This window comes from Paraburkholderia sp. 31.1, assembly GCF_014397645.1.
Taxonomy (GTDB): Bacteria; Pseudomonadota; Gammaproteobacteria; order Burkholderiales; family Burkholderiaceae; genus Paraburkholderia; species Paraburkholderia tuberum.
The window spans coordinates 14,141-36,008 of sequence record NZ_VZQN01000030.1 but is presented as its reverse complement, the minus strand read 5'-3'; the positions used below and the strand labels follow the sequence as shown (position 1 = coordinate 36,008).

Annotated in this window: 22 protein-coding genes; 13 read left to right on the top strand and 9 right to left on the bottom strand. The window is 65.4% G+C overall.

The features are described from left to right. Position 1 precedes the first annotated feature (1 nt). The 7 genes from F6X37_RS22780 to F6X37_RS22750 all read right to left on the bottom strand — a co-directional run bounded on the left by F6X37_RS22780 (position 2) and on the right by F6X37_RS22750 (position 7,393). Positions 2-1,147 carry a S41 family peptidase gene (locus tag F6X37_RS22780; protein ID WP_187612855.1) on the bottom strand — a complete coding sequence of 382 codons (1,146 nt, stop codon included), beginning with the start codon at positions 1,145-1,147 and terminating at the stop codon, positions 2-4. Positions 1,148-1,160: 13 nt separating this feature from the next. Beyond that, positions 1,161-1,634, bottom strand: coding sequence for a hypothetical protein (locus F6X37_RS22775; protein ID WP_187612854.1), 474 nt, complete (start codon positions 1,632-1,634; stop codon positions 1,161-1,163). A 35-nt stretch (positions 1,635-1,669) separates the two neighbouring features. Beyond that, positions 1,670-2,287: a hypothetical protein gene (locus F6X37_RS22770; protein WP_187612853.1), complete on the bottom strand. Its 618-nt coding sequence runs from the start codon at positions 2,285-2,287 to the stop codon at positions 1,670-1,672. Between the two features lie 122 nt (positions 2,288-2,409). Next, positions 2,410-3,384 (bottom strand): serine/threonine-protein kinase, encoded by a 975-nt coding sequence (locus F6X37_RS22765; RefSeq protein WP_187612852.1) that lies wholly within the window; start codon positions 3,382-3,384, stop codon positions 2,410-2,412. Between the two features lie 8 nt (positions 3,385-3,392). Continuing rightward, complete coding sequence (locus F6X37_RS22760; protein WP_187612851.1) at positions 3,393-3,992, bottom strand: FHA domain-containing protein; 600 nt, start codon at positions 3,990-3,992, stop codon at positions 3,393-3,395. 252 nt (positions 3,993-4,244) lie between these two features. Further along, the gene (locus F6X37_RS22755; protein WP_187612850.1) at positions 4,245-5,756 is read right to left on the bottom strand and encodes a protein phosphatase 2C domain-containing protein; all 1,512 of its coding nucleotides are present in this window, start codon (positions 5,754-5,756) and stop codon (positions 4,245-4,247) included. Next, the gene (locus F6X37_RS22750; RefSeq protein ID WP_187612849.1) at positions 5,753-7,393 is read right to left on the bottom strand and encodes an FHA domain-containing protein; all 1,641 of its coding nucleotides are present in this window, start codon (positions 7,391-7,393) and stop codon (positions 5,753-5,755) included. The genes F6X37_RS22755 and F6X37_RS22750 overlap by 4 nt, the downstream gene beginning before the upstream one ends. A gap of 568 nt (positions 7,394-7,961) precedes the next feature. Here F6X37_RS22750 and F6X37_RS22745 point away from each other — a divergent pair. From F6X37_RS22745 to F6X37_RS22715, 7 genes are all read left to right on the top strand, one after another. Next, positions 7,962-8,573, top strand: a complete 612-nt coding sequence (locus tag F6X37_RS22745; RefSeq protein ID WP_187612848.1) for a DUF4255 domain-containing protein — start codon at positions 7,962-7,964, stop codon at positions 8,571-8,573. Between the two features lie 93 nt (positions 8,574-8,666). Further along, entirely contained in the window at positions 8,667-10,598 is a 1,932-nt protein-coding gene (locus F6X37_RS22740) for a phage tail sheath C-terminal domain-containing protein (RefSeq protein WP_187612847.1), read from the top strand. Positions 10,599-10,642: 44 nt separating this feature from the next. After that, positions 10,643-11,929 (top strand): phage tail sheath family protein, encoded by a 1,287-nt coding sequence (locus F6X37_RS22735; protein WP_187612846.1) that lies wholly within the window; start codon positions 10,643-10,645, stop codon positions 11,927-11,929. Positions 11,930-11,977: 48 nt separating this feature from the next. Next, on the top strand, positions 11,978-12,424 hold the full coding sequence (locus F6X37_RS22730; RefSeq protein ID WP_187612845.1) for a phage tail protein: 447 nt from the start codon (positions 11,978-11,980) through the stop codon (positions 12,422-12,424). Beyond that, on the top strand, positions 12,421-12,789 hold the full coding sequence (locus tag F6X37_RS22725; protein ID WP_187612844.1) for a phage tail assembly protein: 369 nt from the start codon (positions 12,421-12,423) through the stop codon (positions 12,787-12,789). Before F6X37_RS22730 ends, F6X37_RS22725 begins: the two co-directional genes overlap by 4 nt. Continuing rightward, positions 12,732-12,971 carry a DUF6760 family protein gene (locus F6X37_RS37650; protein WP_316251992.1) on the top strand — a complete coding sequence of 80 codons (240 nt, stop codon included), beginning with the start codon at positions 12,732-12,734 and terminating at the stop codon, positions 12,969-12,971. Before F6X37_RS22725 ends, F6X37_RS37650 begins: the two co-directional genes overlap by 58 nt. 4 nt (positions 12,972-12,975) lie before the next feature. Then, positions 12,976-13,428, top strand: coding sequence for a phage tail protein (locus F6X37_RS22715; RefSeq protein ID WP_187612843.1), 453 nt, complete (start codon positions 12,976-12,978; stop codon positions 13,426-13,428). Here the strand turns inward: F6X37_RS22715 and F6X37_RS22710 are convergent. Beyond that, positions 13,410-13,745 (bottom strand): hypothetical protein, encoded by a 336-nt coding sequence (locus F6X37_RS22710; RefSeq protein WP_187612842.1) that lies wholly within the window; start codon positions 13,743-13,745, stop codon positions 13,410-13,412. The genes F6X37_RS22715 and F6X37_RS22710 overlap by 19 nt on opposite strands. 980 nt (positions 13,746-14,725) lie before the next feature. Next, a complete protein-coding gene (locus F6X37_RS22705) occupies positions 14,726-14,947 on the bottom strand; it encodes a hypothetical protein (RefSeq protein ID WP_187612841.1) in 222 nt (73 codons plus the stop codon). Positions 14,948-15,452: 505 nt separating this feature from the next. On the opposite strand from F6X37_RS22705, the gene F6X37_RS22700 reads away from it, so the two are divergent. From F6X37_RS22700 to F6X37_RS37645, 6 genes are read left to right on the top strand one after another with little or no spacing between them, the layout of a single operon-like run. Beyond that, on the top strand, positions 15,453-16,112 hold the full coding sequence (locus tag F6X37_RS22700; RefSeq protein ID WP_187612840.1) for a hypothetical protein: 660 nt from the start codon (positions 15,453-15,455) through the stop codon (positions 16,110-16,112). Further along, a complete protein-coding gene (locus tag F6X37_RS22695) occupies positions 16,103-16,822 on the top strand; it encodes a CIS tube protein (protein ID WP_187612839.1) in 720 nt (239 codons plus the stop codon). Before F6X37_RS22700 ends, F6X37_RS22695 begins: the two co-directional genes overlap by 10 nt. Then, on the top strand, positions 16,819-17,889 hold the full coding sequence (locus tag F6X37_RS22690; RefSeq protein WP_187612838.1) for a phage late control D family protein: 1,071 nt from the start codon (positions 16,819-16,821) through the stop codon (positions 17,887-17,889). Before F6X37_RS22695 ends, F6X37_RS22690 begins: the two co-directional genes overlap by 4 nt. Next, positions 17,886-18,536, top strand: a complete 651-nt coding sequence (locus tag F6X37_RS22685) for a phage baseplate assembly protein V (RefSeq protein WP_187612837.1) — start codon at positions 17,886-17,888, stop codon at positions 18,534-18,536. Before F6X37_RS22690 ends, F6X37_RS22685 begins: the two co-directional genes overlap by 4 nt. A gap of 13 nt (positions 18,537-18,549) precedes the next feature. Continuing rightward, positions 18,550-18,945, top strand: coding sequence for a GPW/gp25 family protein (locus tag F6X37_RS22680; RefSeq protein ID WP_187612836.1), 396 nt, complete (start codon positions 18,550-18,552; stop codon positions 18,943-18,945). Beyond that, positions 18,942-21,866 carry a putative baseplate assembly protein gene (locus F6X37_RS37645; protein WP_187612835.1) on the top strand — a complete coding sequence of 975 codons (2,925 nt, stop codon included), beginning with the start codon at positions 18,942-18,944 and terminating at the stop codon, positions 21,864-21,866. The genes F6X37_RS22680 and F6X37_RS37645 overlap by 4 nt, the downstream gene beginning before the upstream one ends. Positions 21,867-21,868 lie beyond the last annotated feature (2 nt).

Here is a 21,868-nt window from a genome sequence, read left to right as displayed (position 1 = left end):
GTCATTGACTCGCAAGCGTGGCGCGCGCGTACGCGGCCGTGTCGGACGAGGGCGGCAGCGCGCGCATTGGCGCGAGACCTCGGTGGTCGAACGCGAGGCCGCGCGGCGTCCGCAGATAACCCGTGGTGAGAATCAGCGCCGAACCGTCGGACAGCTCGACGACGTCCTGCCGCGTGCCCTTTCCTGCGCTCGGCTCGCCGATCGATAGCGCGAGCCCGTTGTCGACGAGCGCGCCGATCAGCACCTCGGCGGCGCTCGCAGTGTGGCCGTCCTGCCACAGAAAGAATGGGCGCGGCGTGAAGTCGGCGAGGCGCGTGCTCGTGTAGGTGTGGGCGCCCGTGCGATCGGTCACGGTGACGATCGGTGCGCCCTGCCTGAGAAACAGCATCGCGGTATCCAGCGCGCCGAAAAAGCTGCCGCCGCCGCAGCCGCGCAGATCGATGACGATCGGCTTGTCCTCGTCCTTGTCCTTGTCCTTGTCCCAGCCAGCGAGCGCCGCCGCGACAAGACTCTTCGTGCTGCCCGTGAAGCTCGGAATCTTGAGCACGTGGAGCACGCCTTCGTCGTATTCCGTGACGCCTGGCTCGTCCAGATGCGCGCGCAGCACACGCACCTGCCGCTGCGCGCCGTCTGTGCCGCTGACGACGAGTTCCACGGGCGTGCCCTCGCGCCCGGTCGCGAGCGCAGCGACGAGCGCGAGCGGCTTGCCGCGCACTCTGGCGCCATCGATCGAGACGAGCCGCTCACCGTCACGGATCCCAGCGCGTTCGGCGGGGCCGCGCGGAGTGGGGTAGCAGATCGTATCGCCGTCGCGCAGCCGCTCCAGCCCCATGCCGATGCCGCCGAAACCGCTTTCGTTCATGTCGCTGTAGCGTGCGTATTCGTCGCGCGTCAGGTGACCCGAATAGGCGTCGTGCGAAGCGAGATACGCGTCGAGCGCGTCCTGCGTCACGCGTTCCGGATCGTTTGTCGCGAACAGATAGCGCGCGGTGATCACGTCGAGCGCGTCGGCATAGAGTTGCGAGGCCTTGGTCAGACGGTCGGGCGCGGGCGCCGCCGATGCCGGGCCCGCGTCCGGCGAGTTTCGTGCAGGGTCGCACGCGCCGACCAGCAGCAGCGCGAACGGCAGGGCGAAGCGCGTCGTCATGTTCATCGCTTTTTCAGCCAGCCTGCGCGAGCGCGAGCAGACGGTTATGGATTTGTTGCTTCAACTGATCCAGTTGCCGTTTCTGCGCTTCGGTGGCCGCCTCGCCGGTCGCGCTACTGGCCGTGATCGCCGCCACCTGCGCGCGATACTGCGCTAGCGCCGCTGCGAGTGCGTCGCGCTGCGCGCGCTTTTTCGCGTTGTCGCTCGCGAGACTCCGGTTCTGCCTCTGCAATTGCGCGAGGCGAGCGTCGAGCTGATCGCTCGTCAGCTCCTTATCGGTGAGATCGTCGCTCAGTCGCTTCATCTGAGTCTGGAGCTGCGTATTCACGTCCACTTCCTGCTGGAGCTGACCCCTCTTGTTCGCGATCCGGCCATCGGTCGCGTTGATATCCGAGTACTGGTCGGCGATGGTGCAGCCGCCCGCCGCGCATAGGAGAGCGAAGAAAAGCGCAGCGTAGGCACGGCGCGTAATGATTGGAGTCTTCATGATCGTGATCCCGGGAAACTGAGAATGCTCTCGGCTCAGACGTTCTGCTTCAGGTTCGCGAGCGCGCTGGCTTGACGCTGGGTGTCTTGCAGGTTTGCTTCCTCACGGCGGATTTCCGCGGCAAGGCTCTCCGAGTGGCTCGCGTGCTGCGCCTGGAAGTTGTGCATGTCGGCGAGCGCCTGCTTTTGCTCGGCGATGGAGGCGTTCGCCTCCTTCAGCGTTTCGTCGATTTTTCTGCGCTGACTGGTGAGCTGGGTCTCGTCATTGGTCTGCACGCTGATCTGACGTGCGGTGAGGGCGGAATGCTGCGAGAATTCGGCGACTTTCTGGCGCAGCGAATCGTTGTACTTCGACATGGTGTCGTTCACGCTTCTCGCGTACGCGAGTCGCGCGTCGAGATCGTTCTCGTGGCCGGCGAGTGCCTCGCGCTCCTTCTTCAGATGCGACGACCATGCATAGCAGCCCGCGGCGCCGACCGCGCCGACGCCGCCGCCCACAGCCGCGCAGGTCGCGTCGCTGCCGCCCGCGAGCTTGCAGATCAGAAACGCGCCGCCCGCACCGCCCGCGCCGCATTCGAGCGCTGCATTCTGTTCGGTGGTGGCGCAGCCCGCGACGAGGGCGCCCAATAAAACGATGCTGCACGATCTGATCATGATTTTTCCCCTACGGATTAAACCTGACTGCCTGACGTAAGATTCTGCCCTCAATGCGAATAACTTCGCAGGACTAAGAGAGCATTCGACTGCTGGTGATGCTTTTCCCAGGATTGCCTCGGCTAGCTAATCATGATGGCCATGGTGCCCAGCACTGCCGCCATGGCGACCGCGAGCGCCGCCGCGATCGCGACCGGTGAGCTCAGCCACTGCCGCACGTGGCCGCGCCAGCCTGGCGGCGCGAAGAGCAGTCGCCTGAATTCCGCGCAGCCGGGCACGCGCCGCGCCGGGTCCTTCTCGAGCGCGCGCATGACGAGATCGCTTACATGCCGCGGAATCGCACGCACGCGCACGCGCGGCGCCACCGGTTTCCTGTTCAGGTGCATGCCCAGCACGGTGGCCCGAGCGGTCGCGTCGTCGTCGTCGCTGGCGTCCCGGCCGCTTTCGACCACGAAGGGCGGTCTGCCGGTGAGCAGTTCGTAGAGCACGCAGCCGACGCTATAGACATCGGAGCGATAGTCGATCGTGCCGGTCGCGCGGATCTGCTCCGGGCTCATGTACGCGGTCGTCCCGACCGACTGTCCCGCGCGTGTGCGCCGACGCTCGCCCGTTGCGAGCGCGACGCCGAAATCGGACAGCAGCGCGTGCTGTCGCGAGACATCGAGCAGCACGTTCGACGGCTTCACATCCCGATGCACCATGCCTTGGCGATGCGCGTAGTCGAGCGCGTCCAGTACCTCGCCGATGAGCGGCAGCGCAACGGCCGCGGGCAGGCGCCGCCCCGGGCGTTCATCGAGCAGAGTGGCGAGCGAGCCTCCCGGCGCGAGATCCATCACGAGGCAAGGCTGGCCGCCGGTGCTGAACACGTCGCGCACCGCGACGATACTCGGATGGCGCAGCACCGCGTGATGGCGGATCTCATCGAGAAAACGCGCGGCGATCTGACTTTCGGACTCGATCGCATCGGCCATCACCTTGACTGCCACGTTCCGTCGGCACCTCTCGTCCCAGGCGAGCCACACGCTCGCCATGCCGCCCGCGCCCAGCTTGCGCTCGATCACGTAAGGTCCTACGCGCTGTCCCTGACGAAAGCTCATGGCAGTAGCTATTCGATTCGTGAGTCGTCACGCGACGGGCGATGCGGTTCGCGCGCCTCGTTCCATTGGGAGGCCTCGCGGCGCGACTGCGGCTCTCGCTGCTGCGGTTCCTCACGACGCTCCTGGCGGATATGGGCGGGCGCGTCCTCGGAGTCGATCTGGCGGAACAGCCATACCGTGTTGCCTGTCTTGATGCGCGCACCGTCTCTTAGCATCACACCCGCGCTTTCGACGAACTGGTCGTCCGCATAGGTGCCGTTTGTGCTGCGGTTGTCGAACAGCTCGTAACGCCCCGCGCGGCAGAGAATCAGCGCGTGCTCGTTGGACAACGTGGCGTCAATCGAGAGCAGCACGTCGCACGGCCGTCCGCCTTCACTTTCCACGGTGCCCTTGCCGATGACGTTGCGGCCTTCATAGAGCACGAAGAGATCGCCCTGGCGCTCCCACGTGAAGGTCACGAGCACGCCCGTGATCTTGCGACGCGAGGATCGACGCGGACTCGGCGACGGACTGGACATCGAGCTTTCGTAGCTGTCTTCCTCGCGCGTGGCGGAAGCGTCGGACGACGTTGTTTCGCCGGCGATGACGGTGTGCTTGTGCGATGACATGGTCGAGCTCCTGGTATCAGAACCGTCGAAAGTGTAGGAGGAAGAGGCTTCGCTCGAGCGCTCGTTCGCGCGGCTCTCGGCGTCGCAGCGCGGACAGCGCGTCCAGCTCGGATCCATCGGATGCCCGTTCGGGCACACCGTTCCCGACCCGCCGGAACCGGAGGACAAGCTGCCTCCCCAGATCTGGCCGAAAATATTCCTGAATGGCTTGTTGCTCATTGCCTGATCTCCGCTGGCTGACGCACTGGCCGTCTAACGGTCTGACGGGTCGATATCGCTTTGACTGGCATCGTTGCGGACGCCGGGCGGCGCCCCAGCGGCGCTTACCTCTGACGACGCGGCCGGTTCTTTCGCACGCGGGGCCTTCGGCGGGGCTTGCGTCGCGGTGTGCTGCACGCGCTTTGCGGGCCGCTTCGGCGCGCCGACGGGAGCGGTCGTTCGAACCATGCTCGTTGCCGCCACCGGTCTGCCGCCGCTCGCCGCGGCTGTTGCGCTCGCTACTCCCACGGTACTGGCCTCGCGCCGGTAATCCGGCACGGCCGGCGTGACAGATGCGACGGACGCGACCGTCGGCCACGCGGCGAGCATCGCATCGCGCTTCCTATCAAGCGCGTCGAGCTTGCGCTCGTAGTCGTCAATGTCGTGCTGCCGCTCGCGTTCGAGCCGGGCGATTTCCGTCTCAAGCGACGCCAGCGCCGTCGCGACGAAAACGGGCACGACCACCGCGCTCACCGCCGCCGGTGCGACAGCCTCCGAAGCCTTCGACCGCATCGTCGATCCCTTCGCGGCGGCTCCGGTAGCCGGACGCTCACCCACATGCACGCCGATCCATCCCGCCCACACCATCGCCGCCGCGGCCGCGCAGAGCGTTGCCAGCGCGAGCGCGCCGCGCATGACCCAGCGCTGCACGGCGGTTCCGCGAGATTCGCCACAACGAAGCACCTGCACCGTTACGTTGTCCTCTCCGCTGTGCTCGAGAGCGATCCGCACCAGACGGTCCGCGATCGCCTGCGGCGCGCCGCCTTCGCGCATCGCGGCGGCGATCGTATCGTCGGCGACATATCCGCACAAGCCGTCGGAGCACAGCATGCAAAGCTCGCCGTGCTGCAGCGTGAGCCAACCGCTCACGTCGACCGGCACGCGCGGTTTCAGGCCGAGCGCACGCTCCAGCACGCTCGCATCCGGATGATTCGCGGCTTCGCTCTCGGCGAGCACGCCCGCGTCGATCATCCGCTGCACGACGCTGTGATCCTTCGTCAGCCGACGCAGCACGCCGCGTCGGTCCAGCAGATACGCGCGGCTGTCGCCGACGTGCGCGAGCATGATCCGCTCGCCTGCCGCGAGCAGCGCGACGACGGTTGCGCCCATGCCCGCCGTCAGAGGATTGGGCATCTGGCCACGCGCGTAAACGGCGGCGTTGGCCGCCTGCAGCGCGTGCTCGAGCACCGCGCCAGCGCTCTGCAGCGAACCCAGGCCTTGCAGTTCGCCCTGCATCACTTGCACCGTGAGGCTCGCCGCCGTCGCGCCGCCCGCATGGCCGCCCATGCCGTCGGAGACGACGAAGATGTCCGCCGCGCTCGCGCGAATCCAGCTCATGCGATCCTGGTTCTCACTGCGCACGTACCCCGTCTCCGAGCGTTGTCCGACCGACCATAGGCACGCATTGGCATGCGTTGCGCCGGACTGTGCGCGGGGACCGTCGACGGCGAGTGCGCCCTCGATGCTGCTCGCTTCGTGCACGGCTCGCTCCCGAACGTGGTTCATGGCACCGGCCGCTCGAAGCGCTCGTCCGAGCGACTGGCTACGCTCGCCTCACCTGCGCGGCGCAGCTCCCATGTCGTATGGCCGAAGCGAATCTGGTCGCCGGGTGAGAGCGTCACTACCTGCTTCACGCGCGCGCCGTTGAGAAAGGTGCCGTTGCTCGAACCGAGATCACGGAGATAGAGCGTCCCCGACTCGAAGCGGATGTTGGCGTGCTTGCGCGACACATGGTAGTCACGCACGATCAGATCATTCGCTTCGTCCCCGCCGATTTGCACATTGGGCTTTTCGATCGCATAGGAATTGATCGCGCCGCGCACCCCTTCGTTGACAAGCAGCGCGGCGGGACGGCCGCGCGAGGGCGGCGGAAACATCATGCCGATGCGGGTGGCCTGGCGTTGCTGCTTCGGCTCGGGCGGACGCGTTTCGTCGGGCGGCGGCACGGGCACATGCTTCCTGCGCAGCGTGTAGGCAAGTGCGGAGAGCGTCGTCGCTAGCCCGATCAGCACGCTGAAGCCGGACTTCACGTCGATCTTCACGGAACCGATCCTGATGGCGCTACCGTGCGCGGAGGATGTCGGGTTCGCGGCTTCCGTCTTCGACGCTGCCTGGTGCACGCTCGCGGGCGCGGCTTGCGCGGCCGACGCAACGGCCGGCGATGGTGAAGGCGACGGTTGAGCAGCGGCCGGCGCGGGCGCGGCAAGCGCGGCGCGAATTGGCATCAGCACGGGCGGCGCACCCGCGGCCGCCGCGTAGACGAGTTGGGCCGATTGCAGCGGCGGCATGCCCGGCGCCGCCTTGTAGTGAAATCTGACGTCGTAGGCCGGTGCGGGCGCGGTGCCGAGATCGTTGCGTAGTGCTTCGACGAGACTCGATGGACTCGTCGCGAGCACGAATGCACCGCTGCTCCTGTTTGCGAGCGTCGCGAGCCCCGACGATGTCTTTTGCGCCGATTGCCCGAACGCGATCGCATCCATCGGCAGGCCGCGCCCCTGCAAGAGCACCGAGAGCACGTCGGAGCGCGTCTGGCTGCCTTCGTCCTTGCCGTCGGTGATGACGATAAGACGCTTCGGCCCTCGCAGCGGCAGATTGGCCAGCGTCGAGGAGCCAATGTTGAGCGCGTCATAAAGGCGTGTCTTGCCGTCGCGTCCGGTTTCGGCGCGGATTGCGTCGACGGCTTCGATGACGGGCGCGGACTCGCTGTAAAAAGGCGTGGGCGCGGGCGTATCGGAGCCGAACGACATCAACGCGATGCGCAGGTCCGGGCGCGGCCGGGCGAGTACGTCCTTCAGCGCGGCCTTGATCGCCGGCACCGCCGAATCCATCGAGCCGCTGCGGTCCACGCACAGCAGCACTGCGGTGGCGAGATCGGGCGGCAGCGCATTGGCCGCTTCGACGGACTGCGCCGGAACCCTGGTCGGGGCCGTGTCCGCACTCGGCAATTGCAGGGTGAAGGCGTCGGCTGAGGGCACCGCGCCCGGCGCGCGCACCGTCACCGTGACGTTGCCCGGTTCCGGCTGGCTGACCGCGACGGCTTGCAGAGGCGCGCCGCACGCGGTGGCGGTCACGAGGCCAAGAGCGAGACCGGAGGCGCCCGAGGACAGCATGCGCAATGCCGATTTGAATAGTCGATGTGACACGATGCCTCCGCTCGTAGCCGGGGTGCGGATAAGTCGGGTGCGCAAGGCCAACGCCTTCGCGCCTGTCTGTGCCTGGGTTCGCCGGGACGGCCGCATCCGTATCAGGACGTGCGATGTTTGATTAAGTACCTGGGTTAACTCAACATTCGCCGCGAGCTTTTCATGCTGCTTGCCAAATGGATCAAGACTGTGTGAAAGCGCAAAAGTACTCAGTTTTTGCGTGTCCCCTTACCATTTCAGGGTTGTGCCATGCCAATGCAGATCGATCTTGGGGGGCGAGTTTTTCAATTGCGGCCTTCTACCCGCGATTTACACACGGGGCGCTCTCTATCGCGATGCGCCGGGATCCCAACATGACCTGCAAGTAGAGATCGAGCACATCGGATAGACGTTGCCGACATCGATACGTCGAGCCTGGCCACGCATCCGCAGCTGCCCGGCATCCGAAGGTGCGTCATCTATCTCTGTAGTGGTCCGTCACCCGTTGGTGTTGAACAGAAAGTTAGGAAGCCGTACTACACGTCATGACGATGTGTGGCACCGGACCAAGCTCAAGCGAGAGGTAAGCATGCTAGACGATCTCGACGAGACACTCGCCGCATTGCTGAAGAGCGAGCTGTCGCCCGGCCTCGCGCATCAGATCCAGGTGAGCTTCGAGGCACCCGACGATCAGTTCCCGCCGCAATCGGTCACGACGCCCGCCATCGACCTGTTTCTTTACGACGTGCGAGAGAACACCGAGTTGCGCAGCCACGAATTTCAATTCGATCGCCGCGAGGACGGCAGCGTGCTGCGCACCATGGCGCCCGTTCGCGTTGACGCTTCCTATCTGATTACCGCGTGGCCGCGTGAAGGTCTCGCGAGTCCGGCGGAGGACGAGCATCGCCTGCTTGGCGAAGTGATGCGCGTGCTGTTGCGGCATCACGTGCTTCCGGAGGAGGTGTTGCACGGCAGCCTGAAGGACAGCGACATGCCGCTGCCCGTCAGCGCTTTGCAGCCGGGGCGCCTGCAAAGCCTGGGCGAGTTCTGGCAGGCGATGGGCGGCAAGCCGAAGGCCGCGATCAACTACACCGTTACGTTGTTAGTCGATGTGGGCAAGGTCAAGAAGATCCAGCTCGTCAAGGAGCCGGTGTTCTACTACGACCCCCGCATGCGCGGCGAGTCGCCGCCCGCGCCCTGAGCGCCGGCGGACGGCTTTCGATCCGCTTCATCTCAGGCTCTTCTCGTTATCGGCGAGTGTCGATTGCAGTATTGACTGAAAGAGGACTGCTCCATGTCAAGCTCTACCTATCAAGCACCGGGCGTATACGTCGAGGAAGTGCCGTCCGCGCAGCAACCGATCGCGGGCGTTGGAACCAACGTGGTCGGCTTCATCGGCGTGATGCCGAGGAAGATCTATATTCCGGTGCCAAACCCGGACTACGACCCGGTGGTCGCGCGCGCCGCGCACGCGATTGCGGCGCTCGTCGAGCGGCGCGTGCAGTTGCAGAAGGCGGGCAAGCTCGATGCGAAGGCGGAGGAGCACATCCAGCCTCAGCAAGATATGGCGACGCAGGTCATGAAGACCGCGCTCGACGCCAAGGATGCCGAGTTGGCGGAAGAGAAGCGCAAACTGGCCGAGGCAGAGGCGGAGGTCACTACGACAAAAACTGCGCTAGACGCCGCCAACACGGCTGCGGAAGAGAAAAAAACGGCGCTCGACAACGCAACCGGCGACAAGAAGGACGCCAGGCAGGCATCGACCGACGCCAATCGCGCACGCAGCGGAGCACAGGATGCGCATCAAAAAGCGCTCGACAAGGCTGACGCACTAAACAAGTCCGTCGACAATATGACCAAGGCGCTGAACGAGGCGCGCGCCGCGTTCGAAGCGGCGTCCGCGCCGACGCCCGCGCCGGCACCGGCTCCCGCTCCCGTGGCTGGCGATCAATCGACGCCGGGCGCGACGGTGGATGAGCCTATCGAAGCGCCACTGGACGACGAAGCGTTCGAGAATCGCGATGTCGATGCGGCCATGATCGCGCCTTCGTTCCTGAGGCCCTACATTCTTCAGGAATTCGAAATCAAGGCCGATCCGTTCGAAACCAAGTTTTGCACCAACTTCACCGAATATACGCAGCGCTTCGGCACGTTCTCCGCGTACAAGGGCGAGCCCGACCAGCCTTATTCGAATCCGGACAAGTGGATTTTCGGACCGTATTTCCCGGGGCACCACGCACTGACGCACGCGGTCAACGGCTTTTTCAAGAATGGCGGGACGAAGGCGTACATCGCGCGCATCGAGGATGCCGCGGACCTGGATAAGGTTCTGGAGAAGTTCAGGTCGATCGACGATCTCGCGATCATCACGGCGCCAGGGCTGCCGCGCAATTCCGACACGTGGGAAGCGCTGATGTCGCACGCCGAGAACCGGGAGAACTGCTTCGCGATCCTCGACGCGCCAGACGTCGTCAACGATGGCAACGACGAGGACCTCTATCTGCAGAATCTGTCGTATTCGAGTACCGATTCGCTTTTGCCGCGCCCGAGCAAAAACGCCGCGTTCTACTTTCCGCACATCGAGGTGGTCGATCCTGCCAAACAGTTGCAGGACTCGGACTCGCAGCGCAAGGTCGGCCCGAAATACCGCGGACGCACGTATGTCGCGCCGAGCGGACATATCGCCGGTATCTATGCGCGCACCGATGAGGAGCGCGGCGTGCACAAGGCGCCGGCCAACTGCGTGGTGCGCGGGGCGCTGGAGGTGAAGTACTACATCAGCAAGCCGATTCAGTCAGAGCTCAATCCGCAAGGGGTCAATGCGCTGCGAATCATGAACAACGCGGTGACGGTGTGGGGCGCGCGCACCATTGGCGGGGACGCCAACGGCGAATGGAAGTACGTACCGGTGCGGCGCCTGTTCCTGTTCCTGCAGAAGTCGATTGAGATGGGCACACAGTGGATCGTCTTCGAGCCGAACGACGAGGCACTGTGGGGCAAGATCCGCCTCAACATCACCGCGTTCCTCACCAATGTGTGGCGCACGGGCGCGCTATTCGGCACGACGCCCGACCAGGCCTTCTACGTCAAATGCGATGCCGAGCTGAATCCGCCCGAAGTGCGCGACGTGGGGCAGGTGATCACGGAGATCGGCGTGGCCATCGTGCGGCCGGCGGAATTCGTGATCTTCCGCATCACACAGTCGACTGGCATCGGGCAGTCGTGAGCCCGGGTGACGAGAACGCGTGGCTATGAACGGCGGGACCGATCATGAAGCTTGAATCGTTGGCTGAGCAGGGCACGCAGTCGCTGCGCACGCCTGGCCTGTACATCGAGTGGCGCTCGCGGGGGCTCGCGGCGCGGCACGGACTGAGCGGCGGCGTGCCCGTGTTCATCGGCTTCGTCGCACCGGGTGCGTTTCCGGCAGATGCGCCGCGCGCGCTCTGGTTCGACCGCTGGGAACGCTTCGCGCGCATCTTCAACGCCGATATCGGCGCGAGCACGTTCCTGATGCACGCGGTGCGCGGCTTTTTCGAGAACGGCGGCGAACGCTGTCTCGTCGTGCCCCTGCAGGCGGCGCGCGGCGACGAAGCCGCGCGCCTGCTCGCGGCGCCGCTCGAGAACGGCGGCTTTCTCGAGGACGTCGAGCAGATCGATCTCGTCTGCGTGCCGGATGCGATGTCGCCGCTGCTCGGCGATTCGCCGAACTCTCGCGACGCGATCCTCGCGGTGCAGACGAGTGCCATGGAGCACTGCGCGCGCATGGGCAATCGATTTGCGGTGCTCGATGCGATGCCCTCGGACGAACAGAGGGGCGACATCGCCGTGGACGAGCGCAAGCGCGCCTCGCTCGATGCCGTCATCAAGCAATGGCAGACGCTGCCCGCGCAGCACGGCGCGCTGTATTTCCCGTGGATCGACACGAATCCGATCGTGAGGTTTGCGGCGAAACAGGATTGGCAGCCGACCGTGCGCGTTCCGCCGTGCGGGCACATCGCGGGCGTCTATGCGCGCTGCGACCGGCGCGAGGGCGTCTTCAGGCCGCCAGCCAACGAAGTGCTCGAAGGCGTGCTCGATCTTGAATTCGATCTGGCGGACACCGATCAGGCCGCGCTCAACCAGGCGGGCATCAATTGCCTGCGCGAGCGGCCGGGTTGGGGTTTGCGCGTGTGGGGCGCGCGCACGCTCTCTAACCGGCCCGAGCTGCGCTACGTCAACGTCACGCGGCTTCTGCTCGCGATCAGGCGCGAGCTTGAATATCACCTGCGCGATCTGATGTTCGAGCCGAACAGCCCCACGCTGTGGAAAGCCGTTTCCGAGAGGCTCGAAGGCTATTTCAGCGATCTGTTTCGCGCGGGCGCGCTCAAGGGCGGCGATCAGGCCGAGGCGTACTTCGTAAAGTGTGACGCGGAAACCAATCCGCGTGAGGAGCGCCTGGCGGGTCGCGTGAGCGCGATGGCGGGGCTCGCGGCCGCGGCGCCCGCGGAGTTCGTCATCGTGCGCATCACGCAGAGCGCCGATGGCGTGAGCGTGGCGGGACCGGAGTTGCAGGTGTGAGTCGGATGGACTTTCAATCAACGCAGGCGGTGTGAAGGAGAGAGGAACATGGCAACCGGAGAACGTAGAGACCCGTTTCGCGGCTTCAAGTTTCGCGTGCAGATCGGCGGTATTCAGAGGGCAGGCTTCAGGGAAGTGTCCGGGCTCGATGCGGCTACGGACTCCATCGACTATCGCGAAGGGGACGACAAGACGCTCACGATACACAAGCTGCCGGGCCTCAAGAAGTTCGCCAATATTACGTTGAAGCGCGGCATCAGCAACGATCTCGACTTGTGGAAATGGCGCAAGCAGGTGATGGACGGCAAGATCAAGGAAGCGCGCCAGAACGGCTCGATCATCCTGATGGACGATGAAGGCAACGACGTCGCGCAATGGGACTTCATCGCGGCATGGCCGACCAAATGGACCGGGCCGGGATTCAACGCCACCGCGAACGAAGTGGCCATCGACACCATCGAGCTCACGCACGAAGGACTGGATCGCACCAAATGAACATGCAGACCGAATTCAGCTTCACGCTGCCGCACGGCTTCGTGGATGCCGACGGCATCGTGCATCGCGAGGGCGTGATGCGCCTGGCCACCGCCAGCGACGAAATCGCGCCGATGAAAGATCCTCGCGTGCAGAGCAATCCCGGCTATCTCGCGGTGATTCTGCTCTCGCGCGTAGTGAAGCGTCTGGGCGACTTGCCGCAGGTCAATCCGCGTGTGATCGAGGAACTGTTCGCCGCTGATTTCGCGCATCTGGAAGATCTGTATCGGCGCATCAACACGAATGGCCATGACAGGCTGACCGTCGTGTGCCCTGGCTGCGAGAAGAGATTCGAGGTGGAGGTCGACCCCACGGGGGAGCGATAGGCTACCGCCCGGAGCAGTTGTACGAGGAGGTAGCCTACCTGGCCTATCACGTTCACTGGCCCCACGCGCAACTGATGACGCTCGATCATCGCGAGCGCCGGCGCTGGGTGAGCGAGGTCGCGAAAATTAACGAACGGATCAACGACGAGGCCGAACGCCGCGAGCGCGATCCATGGGAGTAGTGTCGTGCTGACCAGCAATACCACACCCGATGACTTCTATCTGGCCTTCGCGTATTCGGTGATGATCGATCAGAAAACCATCGCCGGATTCGCTGAAGTGTCGGGACTCGCGATGGAGACGGAAGTCGAGACTTATCGCGAGGGCGGATGGAACAACGGCGAGCATCAACTCGCCGGGCCGACGAAATACAGCTCGCGTATCGTGCTCAAGCGCGGCTTTGGCGACATTCCGTATCTCTGGAATTGGTATCTCGGTGTGATGAAGGGCACCATCCAGCGCCGCGACGTGACTCTCACGATCAACTGCGTGAACGGCGCGCACGGCGACGACAACGCTCCGAATTGGGTATTCCGCAAGGCTTGCCCGGTGAAGTGGACGGGCCCCGAACTGCGCGCGGCGACTTCGGCGATCGCGTTCGAGACGGTCGAACTCGTACATCAGGGATTGATGCTATGAGCGACGATAAAAACTTCGGCGCGTCGCTGTGGCGGCAGCACACGACGACGGCGCTGTCGGCGCAGGCGCGCGATGGCGCGCGGGTATCGTTCGGCGAGGCGCTTCATGCGCGTCATATGCAGTTTTCGCAGCTGCTGATGCGGCGCGCAGGCGAGCGTGGGCAGGGCGCAGGCGTACAGCGCACATTCGTGGTGGCGCGGCGAGTGGCTTCGGTTTCCGGCTCCGGTGGGGATGACGCGAGCGCATCTGCTGTCGCGGATGGGGCGGGCGAACTCGCCACGCGTGCGGCTTCGGATGTAGCCGTCCCGTTGCTGCATGAAGGCTCGGCCGCTGCACGGCAGGACAGCCGATCAGCGAAGGACGAGCGTGCGGTCTCGAAGCATCTGGCTGAGGCGGCTGCCGTCGTGTCAAGACGCGCGCGGGAATCGGGCGGCGATGCCGCGCCTGGTTCGGACCCTGCGGCTTCGCATGAAGTGGCGGCGCGCGGCGCGGAAGTATCAGACCGGTATGCATCTGGCCATGCGGGCCCATCGAGCGCTCCTGTTACGTCCGGATCGCTCGTGCCGCGCGTCCCGGTTTCCTCATCCGGATCGATGCCGTCTGCCGGCATGGTCATGCGTTCGGCACCTGAGACGCACTCCATCAAGCGAACGTCGCCGACGCCGCTTGCTATCGCGCTCGCGGCCGTAGCTCGCATCGGGTCACCGATCGTGCTGCACGCCGCACATGATTTGTCCGGGCGTCCTTGTGCGCCCGAGCATGCGCGTGTCGAAATATCGCCGGATAAGCATGCTCGTCACGATGCGGTGTCTGCTGCAGCGGATAGTTTCATACATGGGCAGATGCAATGTGGCCCGTCGATGCCGGTCGGTGCGCCCGACATCGACGCACACGGCGCGACGGATCGTCTGGCGGACGCGCAAGTCATGCGGCAAGCGGCTATGACGGTCACGCACGAACTACCGATTGCTTCGCTCATACCTGATGCCGCAAGTTGCGCGATCTTGCCGGAAAGTGGTGGTGCAGTGGCGCGTGCATCGACGGGTGGGGCTCCGGTCGAAGGCGCTGTGCGGTCGGCTCAGCGGTTTGGTGCGTCGATCGAGCGTGCCGCGCCGCCCTTCGCGGCTCATCCGCTCGCGCGTGCGGTGCTGTCCGCCTCCGGTTCTACGCAACTCATCGCGGCGGGTCCGCTTTCGCCGATACCAATGGTTTCGAAGCAAGCGCTGTCTTCGTTATCGGCGCCGTCTGCCGGCGTGGATCGGCTGGCTCGCGCGCACGAGGTTGTTGCGGCGACGAATTACATCGCTGATCGCGCTGCGTCGAAGATGCTGACGACGGAAGCACGCGCGCCTTCGAGCCACGCCCAAAAACCGGCAACGCCGCATGCAACCTGCTGCGCCGCCGAGCCGATGCCCGAACATGCGGCATTGGCTTTGCTACGCGCGGTCGTCGCGCCGACGAGCGGCCCTGATGTGTCGAGCGCATCGAATGCGAAGAGCACCAACAGCGTGTCAAACATTGCTCAGGTATCGAGGATAGAAGATGCGTCGAGAACGGCCGCTGCATCGAACACGCCGGGTGTATTGAGAACATCGAGTGCGTCAAGCGGGTCTTCGGCTCGATACGGTGCATTAGAAGCACCTCTGTCGCGCATCTCGATCGCAAGCGCCGCTCACACCGCGGTGGCGCCGCCGCCTCTCGCACGCGCATTCGAACGCTCCGATCGCATCGAAGCGCCGCAAGGCGAAGCCATAGCGCGCCTCGAACCGAAGGCGTTTCCGGTGCGAGATGCCGTCGTCTCGCATCGTTCGCAATCGATCGAACCTCCGGCGGGCGCATCGATCGTCATGAAGGAGACACCGCTTTCGAGCTCGATTCGCGTTGCCGCCGATGCAAGCCGCCAACCGCATCCATCGACGCCGGTTCGTGACACCACGTGGCGGCCGTCGAGCGCCGTCGACGGTCAAACACAACGGCCGCTCACGCACTGGACGACTCATCAGGCAAGTGCGATCGACGGCCAAATGCAACTGCCTCTTACGCACGCCACGGCAACAGGTGCGAACGCCACCGGCCGGGAGGCGCAACTGCTGCTCACGCACTTCGAGGCAACGGACGCGAGCGCGATCGACCACGATCGGCAGCCGCCCCGACACACCCCGTCATTGCCAGCAATCGCATCGCGCGCGATCCACACGAAGCCAGTCGACGGCGCATCACCGCGCAAGCCCGCGATGAACGTCGTGCAACGCACACCAGCGACGAGCGTCACCGTCAAGCCGCAAGCCGCCGTGTGCCAGACGGCCAGATTACCGCTGCGTGTCGCTAGAGAGCCGCGTGACCCACGCGAAACATGCTCCGATGGAGTACCTGTCGCGGCATGGACCGAGCGCGGGATCGCACCGGCAAGCCCTGCGAGTGACCCCGCGCTCATCGACCGCGCCGCCGAGCAGTACGGCGTGATTTCCCCTGTTACGCACGTCACGCGCGACGCTGGCGCCCCAGCGACGGCCAGCACTCCGCCGACCGCGAGCGTCAGCGCCGACACACCAGCAACGGCAGCCGCAGGCTCAGCCGCGAACCCAGGCGCAGACGCCAGCGAAATCGCCGAACAAGCCTGGCAGTTGATCCTCGACAAGCTCGCCATCGAACAGGAACGCCGGGGGTATACATCATGGGCCTAGCGAAGATGGTCATTCAGGTCGAGGTCGGCCAGGGCGAGAAGGACGTGCGCTTCGACGAGCACAGCGAAACCAACATAGAGGTCAAGTTCAACCCGAAGACGCTGTCGGTCTCGCGCTCCGTGAGCTGGCAAAGTCAGAACGCGGCCAAGCGCGACACCCCCGAGCTGCATTACACGAGCGGGGACCCGGCGACGCTCTCGGTCGATCTGTTCTTCGACACCTACGACTCGGACAAGCCCATGGAACAGAAGGACAGCGTGTTCGCCGAAACGAAGAAGTTGCTCGCGCTCGCGGCTGTGGCGGGCGATAAGCATCGTCCGCCCGTGTGCCGCCTGCAATGGGGCACGCAGGCGGTATTCTTCCAGGGCGTGCTCATGCAGATCGATCAGAACTATACGATGTTCACCGAACTCGGCACGCCCGTGCGCGCCACGCTCAAATGCTCGTTCAAGCAATGGCGCTCGAACATCGACGATCGCAAGAAGCAGAATCTCATGTCCGCTGACGTCGCCAAGGTCTGGACCGTCAGGCGCGGGCAGACGCTCGCCAGCATCGCCGCGCAGGAGTATGCCGATGCGAGTCGCTGGCGTGACATCGCGGCGGCCAACGGCATCGACGATCCGCTCGCGCTGGCGCCAGGCTCGACGATCCTGCTGCCGCCGGTGCGCCCGAGCGCCTCGCGCGTCATGAGAGCGGAGGACATCCTGTGAACGCGCGCACCGGCTTCGATACGCTCGCGCCCGAGTTTGGACTGAAGATCAATGGCGCGCCGCTGCCGGAAGCTGCGACGGCCGACCTGATCGACGTGTGCGTGCTCGAGGATGTCGATGCGATGAGCATGTTCACGTTTTCGCTGACCTGCTGCGACACCGCGCAGATGAAAGTGAAGTGGGTCGACGAAGCGATCTTTCGCGAGGGCAATCCCGTCGAGATCGAGATCGGCTATCGCGACCACCGGCAGGTGATCTTCAGCGGCGAGATCACCGGCCTCGAACCGACCTTTCTCGAAAACGCGCCCCCGACGCTCACCGTGCGCGGTTACGACCGGCGTCATCGGTTGATGCGCGAGCGCAAGACGCGCTCGTACACCAACGTGAAGGACAGCGACATCGCCAGTCAACTTGCGGGCGGCGCGGGATTGAAACCGCAAGTCGAGGACTCGAAGGTCACGTTGCCCTACGTGTTCCAGCACAACCAGACGGACCTCGAATTCCTGCTCGCACGCGCGAAACGCATCCATTACGAAGTGGTCGTCGATGACCGTTCGCTGATCTATCGCCCGCGCAAGATCGACGCGAGCGAGACGCTCACGCTGCGGCCCGAGATCGAGCTGCTCGAATTCCGGCCGCGCATGTCGACGATGGGGCAGGTGCAGGAAGTGCTTGTCAAAGGCTGGGACCCGAAGAGCAAGAAGGAAATCGTCGGCCGCTCGGGCGCGGGAGACGAAGCCGGCCTGATGGCGGGCAAGAAGTCGGGACCGTCGAGCGTGGCAAGCATCTTCGGCAGATCGGGCGGCGCGAGCGTGTGCGCGCCTGTGCAGAACCAGGCCGATGCCGATCTGATGGCAAAGCAGCGCTTCGGCGAAATGGCGCTCGGCTATATCCGTGGCGATGGCGTGTGTATCGGCGATCCGCGGATGCGCGCGGGCATCGTCGTGAAAATCGAAGGGCTCGGCGATCGCTTCAGCGGGCTCTATTACGTGACGAGCACCGAGCAGCGCTTTTCGCTCAAGAAAGGCTATCGCGTGCGCTTCGCCGCGCGGAGGAACGCGACATGATGCACGACCAACTTCTGCACAGCCTGCTCGCACACGCTGGCAGCGAAGGGCGCTATTACGGCGTGGTGGTCGGCGTCGTGACGAACAATCAGGATCCGGATGGCATGCATCGCGTCAAGGTGCGCTTTCCGTGGCTCAATCAGGACGACGAGAGCAACTGGGCGCGAGTCGCCACGATGATGGCCGGCAACGGGCGCGGTGCGTATTTTCTGCCCGAAGTAGACGACGAAGTGCTGGTCGCGTTCGAGCATGGCAGCGTCGAACATCCATTCGTGGTCGGCTCGCTGTGGAACGGCAAGGACGTCGCACATGAATCGAACGCCAACGGCAAGAACGACAACCGCGGCTTCAAGTCGAGAAGTGGGCACATCGTGCGCCTGTCCGATGCGGCGGGCGACGAGAAGATCGAGATCATCGACAAGACCGGCAACAACAAGATCACGATCAGCGCATCGGGCAACACCATCGCGATCGAGGCGCGGGGCGATATTTCGATCCGCTCGGCGGCGGGCAAACTCACGCTCCAAGGCATCGGCATCGAGATCGATTCGAAGGCGGACGTCAAGATCAGCGCGATGTCCACGCTCGACATGACATCCACCGGGCCGATGAGCATTTCCGGCGCGCTAGTGAAGATCAACAGCTAAGGAGGGGAAGGACATGCCAGCACAGGTGCTAGGAGTCGGTTGGGAGTTCCCCGTCGCGCTGAGGGACGAACGCATCGGAGTCGCGCGCTATGAGGAGTGCGTGCGGCAATCGATCTTCCTGATCCTTTCGACGGCGAAGGGCGAGCGCGTGATGCGCCCGGACTTCGGCTGCGGCCTGCACGACCTGGTGTTTAGCGTGAATGGGCCATCCACCCAGGGCATGGCGGAGTTTCATGTGCGCGAGGCGCTCGAGAAGTGGGAGCCGCGCATCGACGTGATGCAGGTGCAGGCATCGGGCGTGGGCGGCTACGGCGAGCAGTTGCTAATCGAAATCGACTACCGCGTGCGGCTCACGGACAACCGCTTCAATCTCGTCTATCCGTTCTACCTCGACAGGCCGCTCACGTGACGCTCGCCCATGCACCTTTCGTGACGCAGGAACGCACGGCGGCCGCGATCGACGCCGTGGTCTCGGACGCGTTCGAGCTTCGCGACAGCGGGGACGATGCGAGCGCCGCCGATCCGCTGCGGCATGCGCTCACGCGCGTCTTCGCGCACTACTGCGCGGTGATGACGGAGCGCCTGAACGCGGCGCCCGTCGCGCATCTGGCCGCGTTCGTCGAGATGCTCGACAGCGGACAAAACGGGCGCGAGCCGGCCACGCCCGCGTACGCGCCTCTCGCGTTCAAGGCGGCGCAGGCGGGCGAGGGCGCACCCGTGCCCGTGGTCCCGAAGTTCACCGAAGTCGCTGCGCCGGGCTCGGGCGGGCGGGCGCAGCCGGTCGTGTTCCAGACCACGGCGGATCTCGAAGTGCTGCGTGCGGAGGCCATGCGCGCCGTCTGGGTCGATGCACACGCGGGCACACTCGCCGATGCGAGCGCGGCCGTTTCGCCGCAAGGCCTACGCGATGGCGAATCGCTTGGCACCCATGCGCAGCCCATCGTGCGGGCGATGCACATCGGGCATCGGGCGTTGTTCTGCGCGCCCGATCTCGCCGGCTTCTCGCTCGATGTGCGGATCGCGCGCGCTCAGGTGCCGACAGAACCGCTTTCGCTGCAATGGGGCATGTGCGGGCCAGATGGCTTCGTTCAGTTCGATCCGTCGAGCGATACGACGCACGGCTTCACGAAGAGCGGAACTGTCGTCTTCAGCGCGCCGCCAACGTGGCAGGCGAGCAAGCTGCACGGCGTCGAGAACGGCTGGCTCACGTGCCGTTTGCGCGCCAATGCGAACGCGCCCGGCACCGGCAGCTCGACGATCACCGGCCTCGCGATTTCCGCTGATCGCGCGCTTACGGCAGCCACGCTCGATACCGCACTGTCGAACCGCGTGCCCGTCGATCTGACGCGCGACTTTTATCCGTTTGGCGAGCGGCCGCGCTTTAACGACGTGCTCTATCTGGCGTCGAAGGCGTTCTCCGTGGCGGGCGCGCGCGTCGTGCTCACAATCGAGCTGACGAATCCAGCCGATGCCGCGCCCGGCGCCTCGCCGATTCCGCCCGTGAGCCGTGACGGCGCGCCGCGTGTGAGTTGGGAAGCGCACACCGCAAGCGGCTGGCGCCCGGTCTCCGTCGACGATGCCACGCAGGCCTTCACGAAGAGCGGCACGGTGAGCTTCGCGGTGCCGGCCGACGCGGTTCCGGCGACCATCAACGGCGCCGCCGAAGGCTGGCTGCGCGCCCGGCTCACGTCGGGCAACTATCGCGTGAGCACGACATCGGCGGAAAACTTCGCCGTGCCGATGGACGCGCCGCCTTCGATCGAGCGCATCGGCGTTGCGATGTCGCTGCACGCGGGACCGATGGCGCCGCAAGAGATCATCGTCGAGAACGGGCTGACGTGGGCGCGCCCGGCTTTGGGCGAGACCGGCGAGCGAGCCGCGTTCCAGCCGTTTCGATCGCTCGATCAGACTGCGCGCGCGTTGTACGTCGGACTGCGTGCGCTGCCTGAACAGCTTGCTGGCCGCAATCTGAGCCTGTATGTCGGCATGGCGCAGCACGGCGCGCGCGCGATCTATCGCGACGATGAAGCTTCCGGCCACGGCGCGGACAAGCCGCGCTGGCAAGTATCGAACGCAGAGGGCTGGCGCGACTGCGAATCCATCGATACGACGGGCGGCTTGCGGCATCCGGGCTATGTCCAGGTGAGCATCGCGCACGGCGGCATCGCGCCATGGCACGACACGCTGCTCGACGCCGATCAGGCGCTGCTCTGGCTGCGCGTGCTGTTCGACGCAGCCGACGAGGACGCTCCGCCGATCCGCCGGATCGTGCTCAACGCGGTACCCGCCGTGCAGGCGCTGCGCTTCGAACACGAGCTGCTCGGCTCGGCGACGCAGCGCCCTTCGCAGACGTTTAGAACCGCGCGTGCCCCCGTGGTCGACGGCGAGCTGCGCGTCGAAGTGTGCGAAACCGATACCGGCTCGGCGCGCGACTGGGTGCGCTGGAATCGCGTCGACGATTTCACGGCAAGCGAGCACGACGCGCGCGACTTCGTGCTGGACGGGATGACCGGTACCCTGCGCTTCGGCGATGGCCGGCGCGGGCGGATGCCTCCCGCCGGCGGTAACAACGTACGCATCAGCTACAGCGCGGGAGGCGGCGCGCAGGGCAATCAGCCGCCACTGGCCATCACGCAATTGCACACGACGGTGCCGTATGTCGCTTCGGCGGCGAATTGCGATTGGGCGAGTGGCGGACAGGACGCTCCCGACGATCACGCGGTGCGCCGTGCGTCGCTCGCGCGCCTGCGTCATCGCGGCCGCGCGGTCTGCCGCGACGACTACGCCGATCTCGCACTGCGCGCGTCGCCGGAAGTCGCGCGCTCGGCGTGCATCGGCGGGCGCGACGTGTCGACCGGCGACGCGCGCGGACAGGCGGCGCTCGGCGTCGTCAGCGTAATCGTCGTGCCGCACGGCACGGATCGCGCGCCGCAGCCGACGCTCGCACTGCTCGCGGCGGTGAAGCGCTATCTGGAAGCGCGCGCGCCGGCGGGCGTCGAACTGGTCCTGGCGGGGCCGCTTTACGTGCAAGTCTGCGTCGATGCCGAACTTGCCGTCGCCGATGATGCGTCGCCGGAGCGCGTGCGCGTGGCTTGCGCGGCGCGCTTCGATGCGTATCTGCATCCGTTGAGGGGCGGTGACGCGGGCCACGGCTGGCGCTTCGGCGTCGAGCCGCATGCCTCCGATCTGCTGGCCTGTCTCGATGCGATCGAAGGCATCGAGGCAGTGCGCGCGCTGCGCCTGAGCTTCATCGAGCCCGGACCCGGCGTGCGAGCGCGCGGTGATTTCCTGATCTGCGCGGGCAGTCATTTCATCCAGGCGAGCCGCTGATC

Coding starts and splice junctions, on each gene's coding strand:
- F6X37_RS22775 (WP_187612854.1), bottom strand. CDS start 1,634: ATGAAGACTCCAATCATTACGCGCCGTGCCTACGCTGCGCTTTTCTTC.
- F6X37_RS22765 (WP_187612852.1), bottom strand. CDS start 3,384: ATGAGCTTTCGTCAGGGACAGCGCGTAGGACCTTACGTGATCGAGCGC.
- F6X37_RS22695 (WP_187612839.1), top strand. CDS start 16,103: ATGGGCCTAGCGAAGATGGTCATTCAGGTCGAGGTCGGCCAGGGCGAG.
- F6X37_RS22770 (WP_187612853.1), bottom strand. CDS start 2,287: ATGATCAGATCGTGCAGCATCGTTTTATTGGGCGCCCTCGTCGCGGGC.
- F6X37_RS22780 (WP_187612855.1), bottom strand. CDS start 1,147: ATGACGACGCGCTTCGCCCTGCCGTTCGCGCTGCTGCTGGTCGGCGCG.
- F6X37_RS22680 (WP_187612836.1), top strand. CDS start 18,550: ATGCCAGCACAGGTGCTAGGAGTCGGTTGGGAGTTCCCCGTCGCGCTG.
- F6X37_RS22710 (WP_187612842.1), bottom strand. CDS start 13,745: ATGCAGCAACGGGACGGCTACATCCGAAGCCGCACGCGTGGCGAGTTC.
- F6X37_RS22755 (WP_187612850.1), bottom strand. CDS start 5,756: ATGAACCACGTTCGGGAGCGAGCCGTGCACGAAGCGAGCAGCATCGAG.
- F6X37_RS22705 (WP_187612841.1), bottom strand. CDS start 14,947: ATGTTTGACACGCTGTTGGTGCTCTTCGCATTCGATGCGCTCGACACA.
- F6X37_RS22735 (WP_187612846.1), top strand. CDS start 10,643: ATGAAGCTTGAATCGTTGGCTGAGCAGGGCACGCAGTCGCTGCGCACG.
- F6X37_RS22730 (WP_187612845.1), top strand. CDS start 11,978: ATGGCAACCGGAGAACGTAGAGACCCGTTTCGCGGCTTCAAGTTTCGC.
- F6X37_RS22740 (WP_187612847.1), top strand. CDS start 8,667: ATGTCAAGCTCTACCTATCAAGCACCGGGCGTATACGTCGAGGAAGTG.
- F6X37_RS22745 (WP_187612848.1), top strand. CDS start 7,962: ATGCTAGACGATCTCGACGAGACACTCGCCGCATTGCTGAAGAGCGAG.
- F6X37_RS22685 (WP_187612837.1), top strand. CDS start 17,886: ATGATGCACGACCAACTTCTGCACAGCCTGCTCGCACACGCTGGCAGC.
- F6X37_RS22760 (WP_187612851.1), bottom strand. CDS start 3,992: ATGTCATCGCACAAGCACACCGTCATCGCCGGCGAAACAACGTCGTCC.
- F6X37_RS22725 (WP_187612844.1), top strand. CDS start 12,421: ATGAACATGCAGACCGAATTCAGCTTCACGCTGCCGCACGGCTTCGTG.
- F6X37_RS22700 (WP_187612840.1), top strand. CDS start 15,453: ATGCAACTGCCTCTTACGCACGCCACGGCAACAGGTGCGAACGCCACC.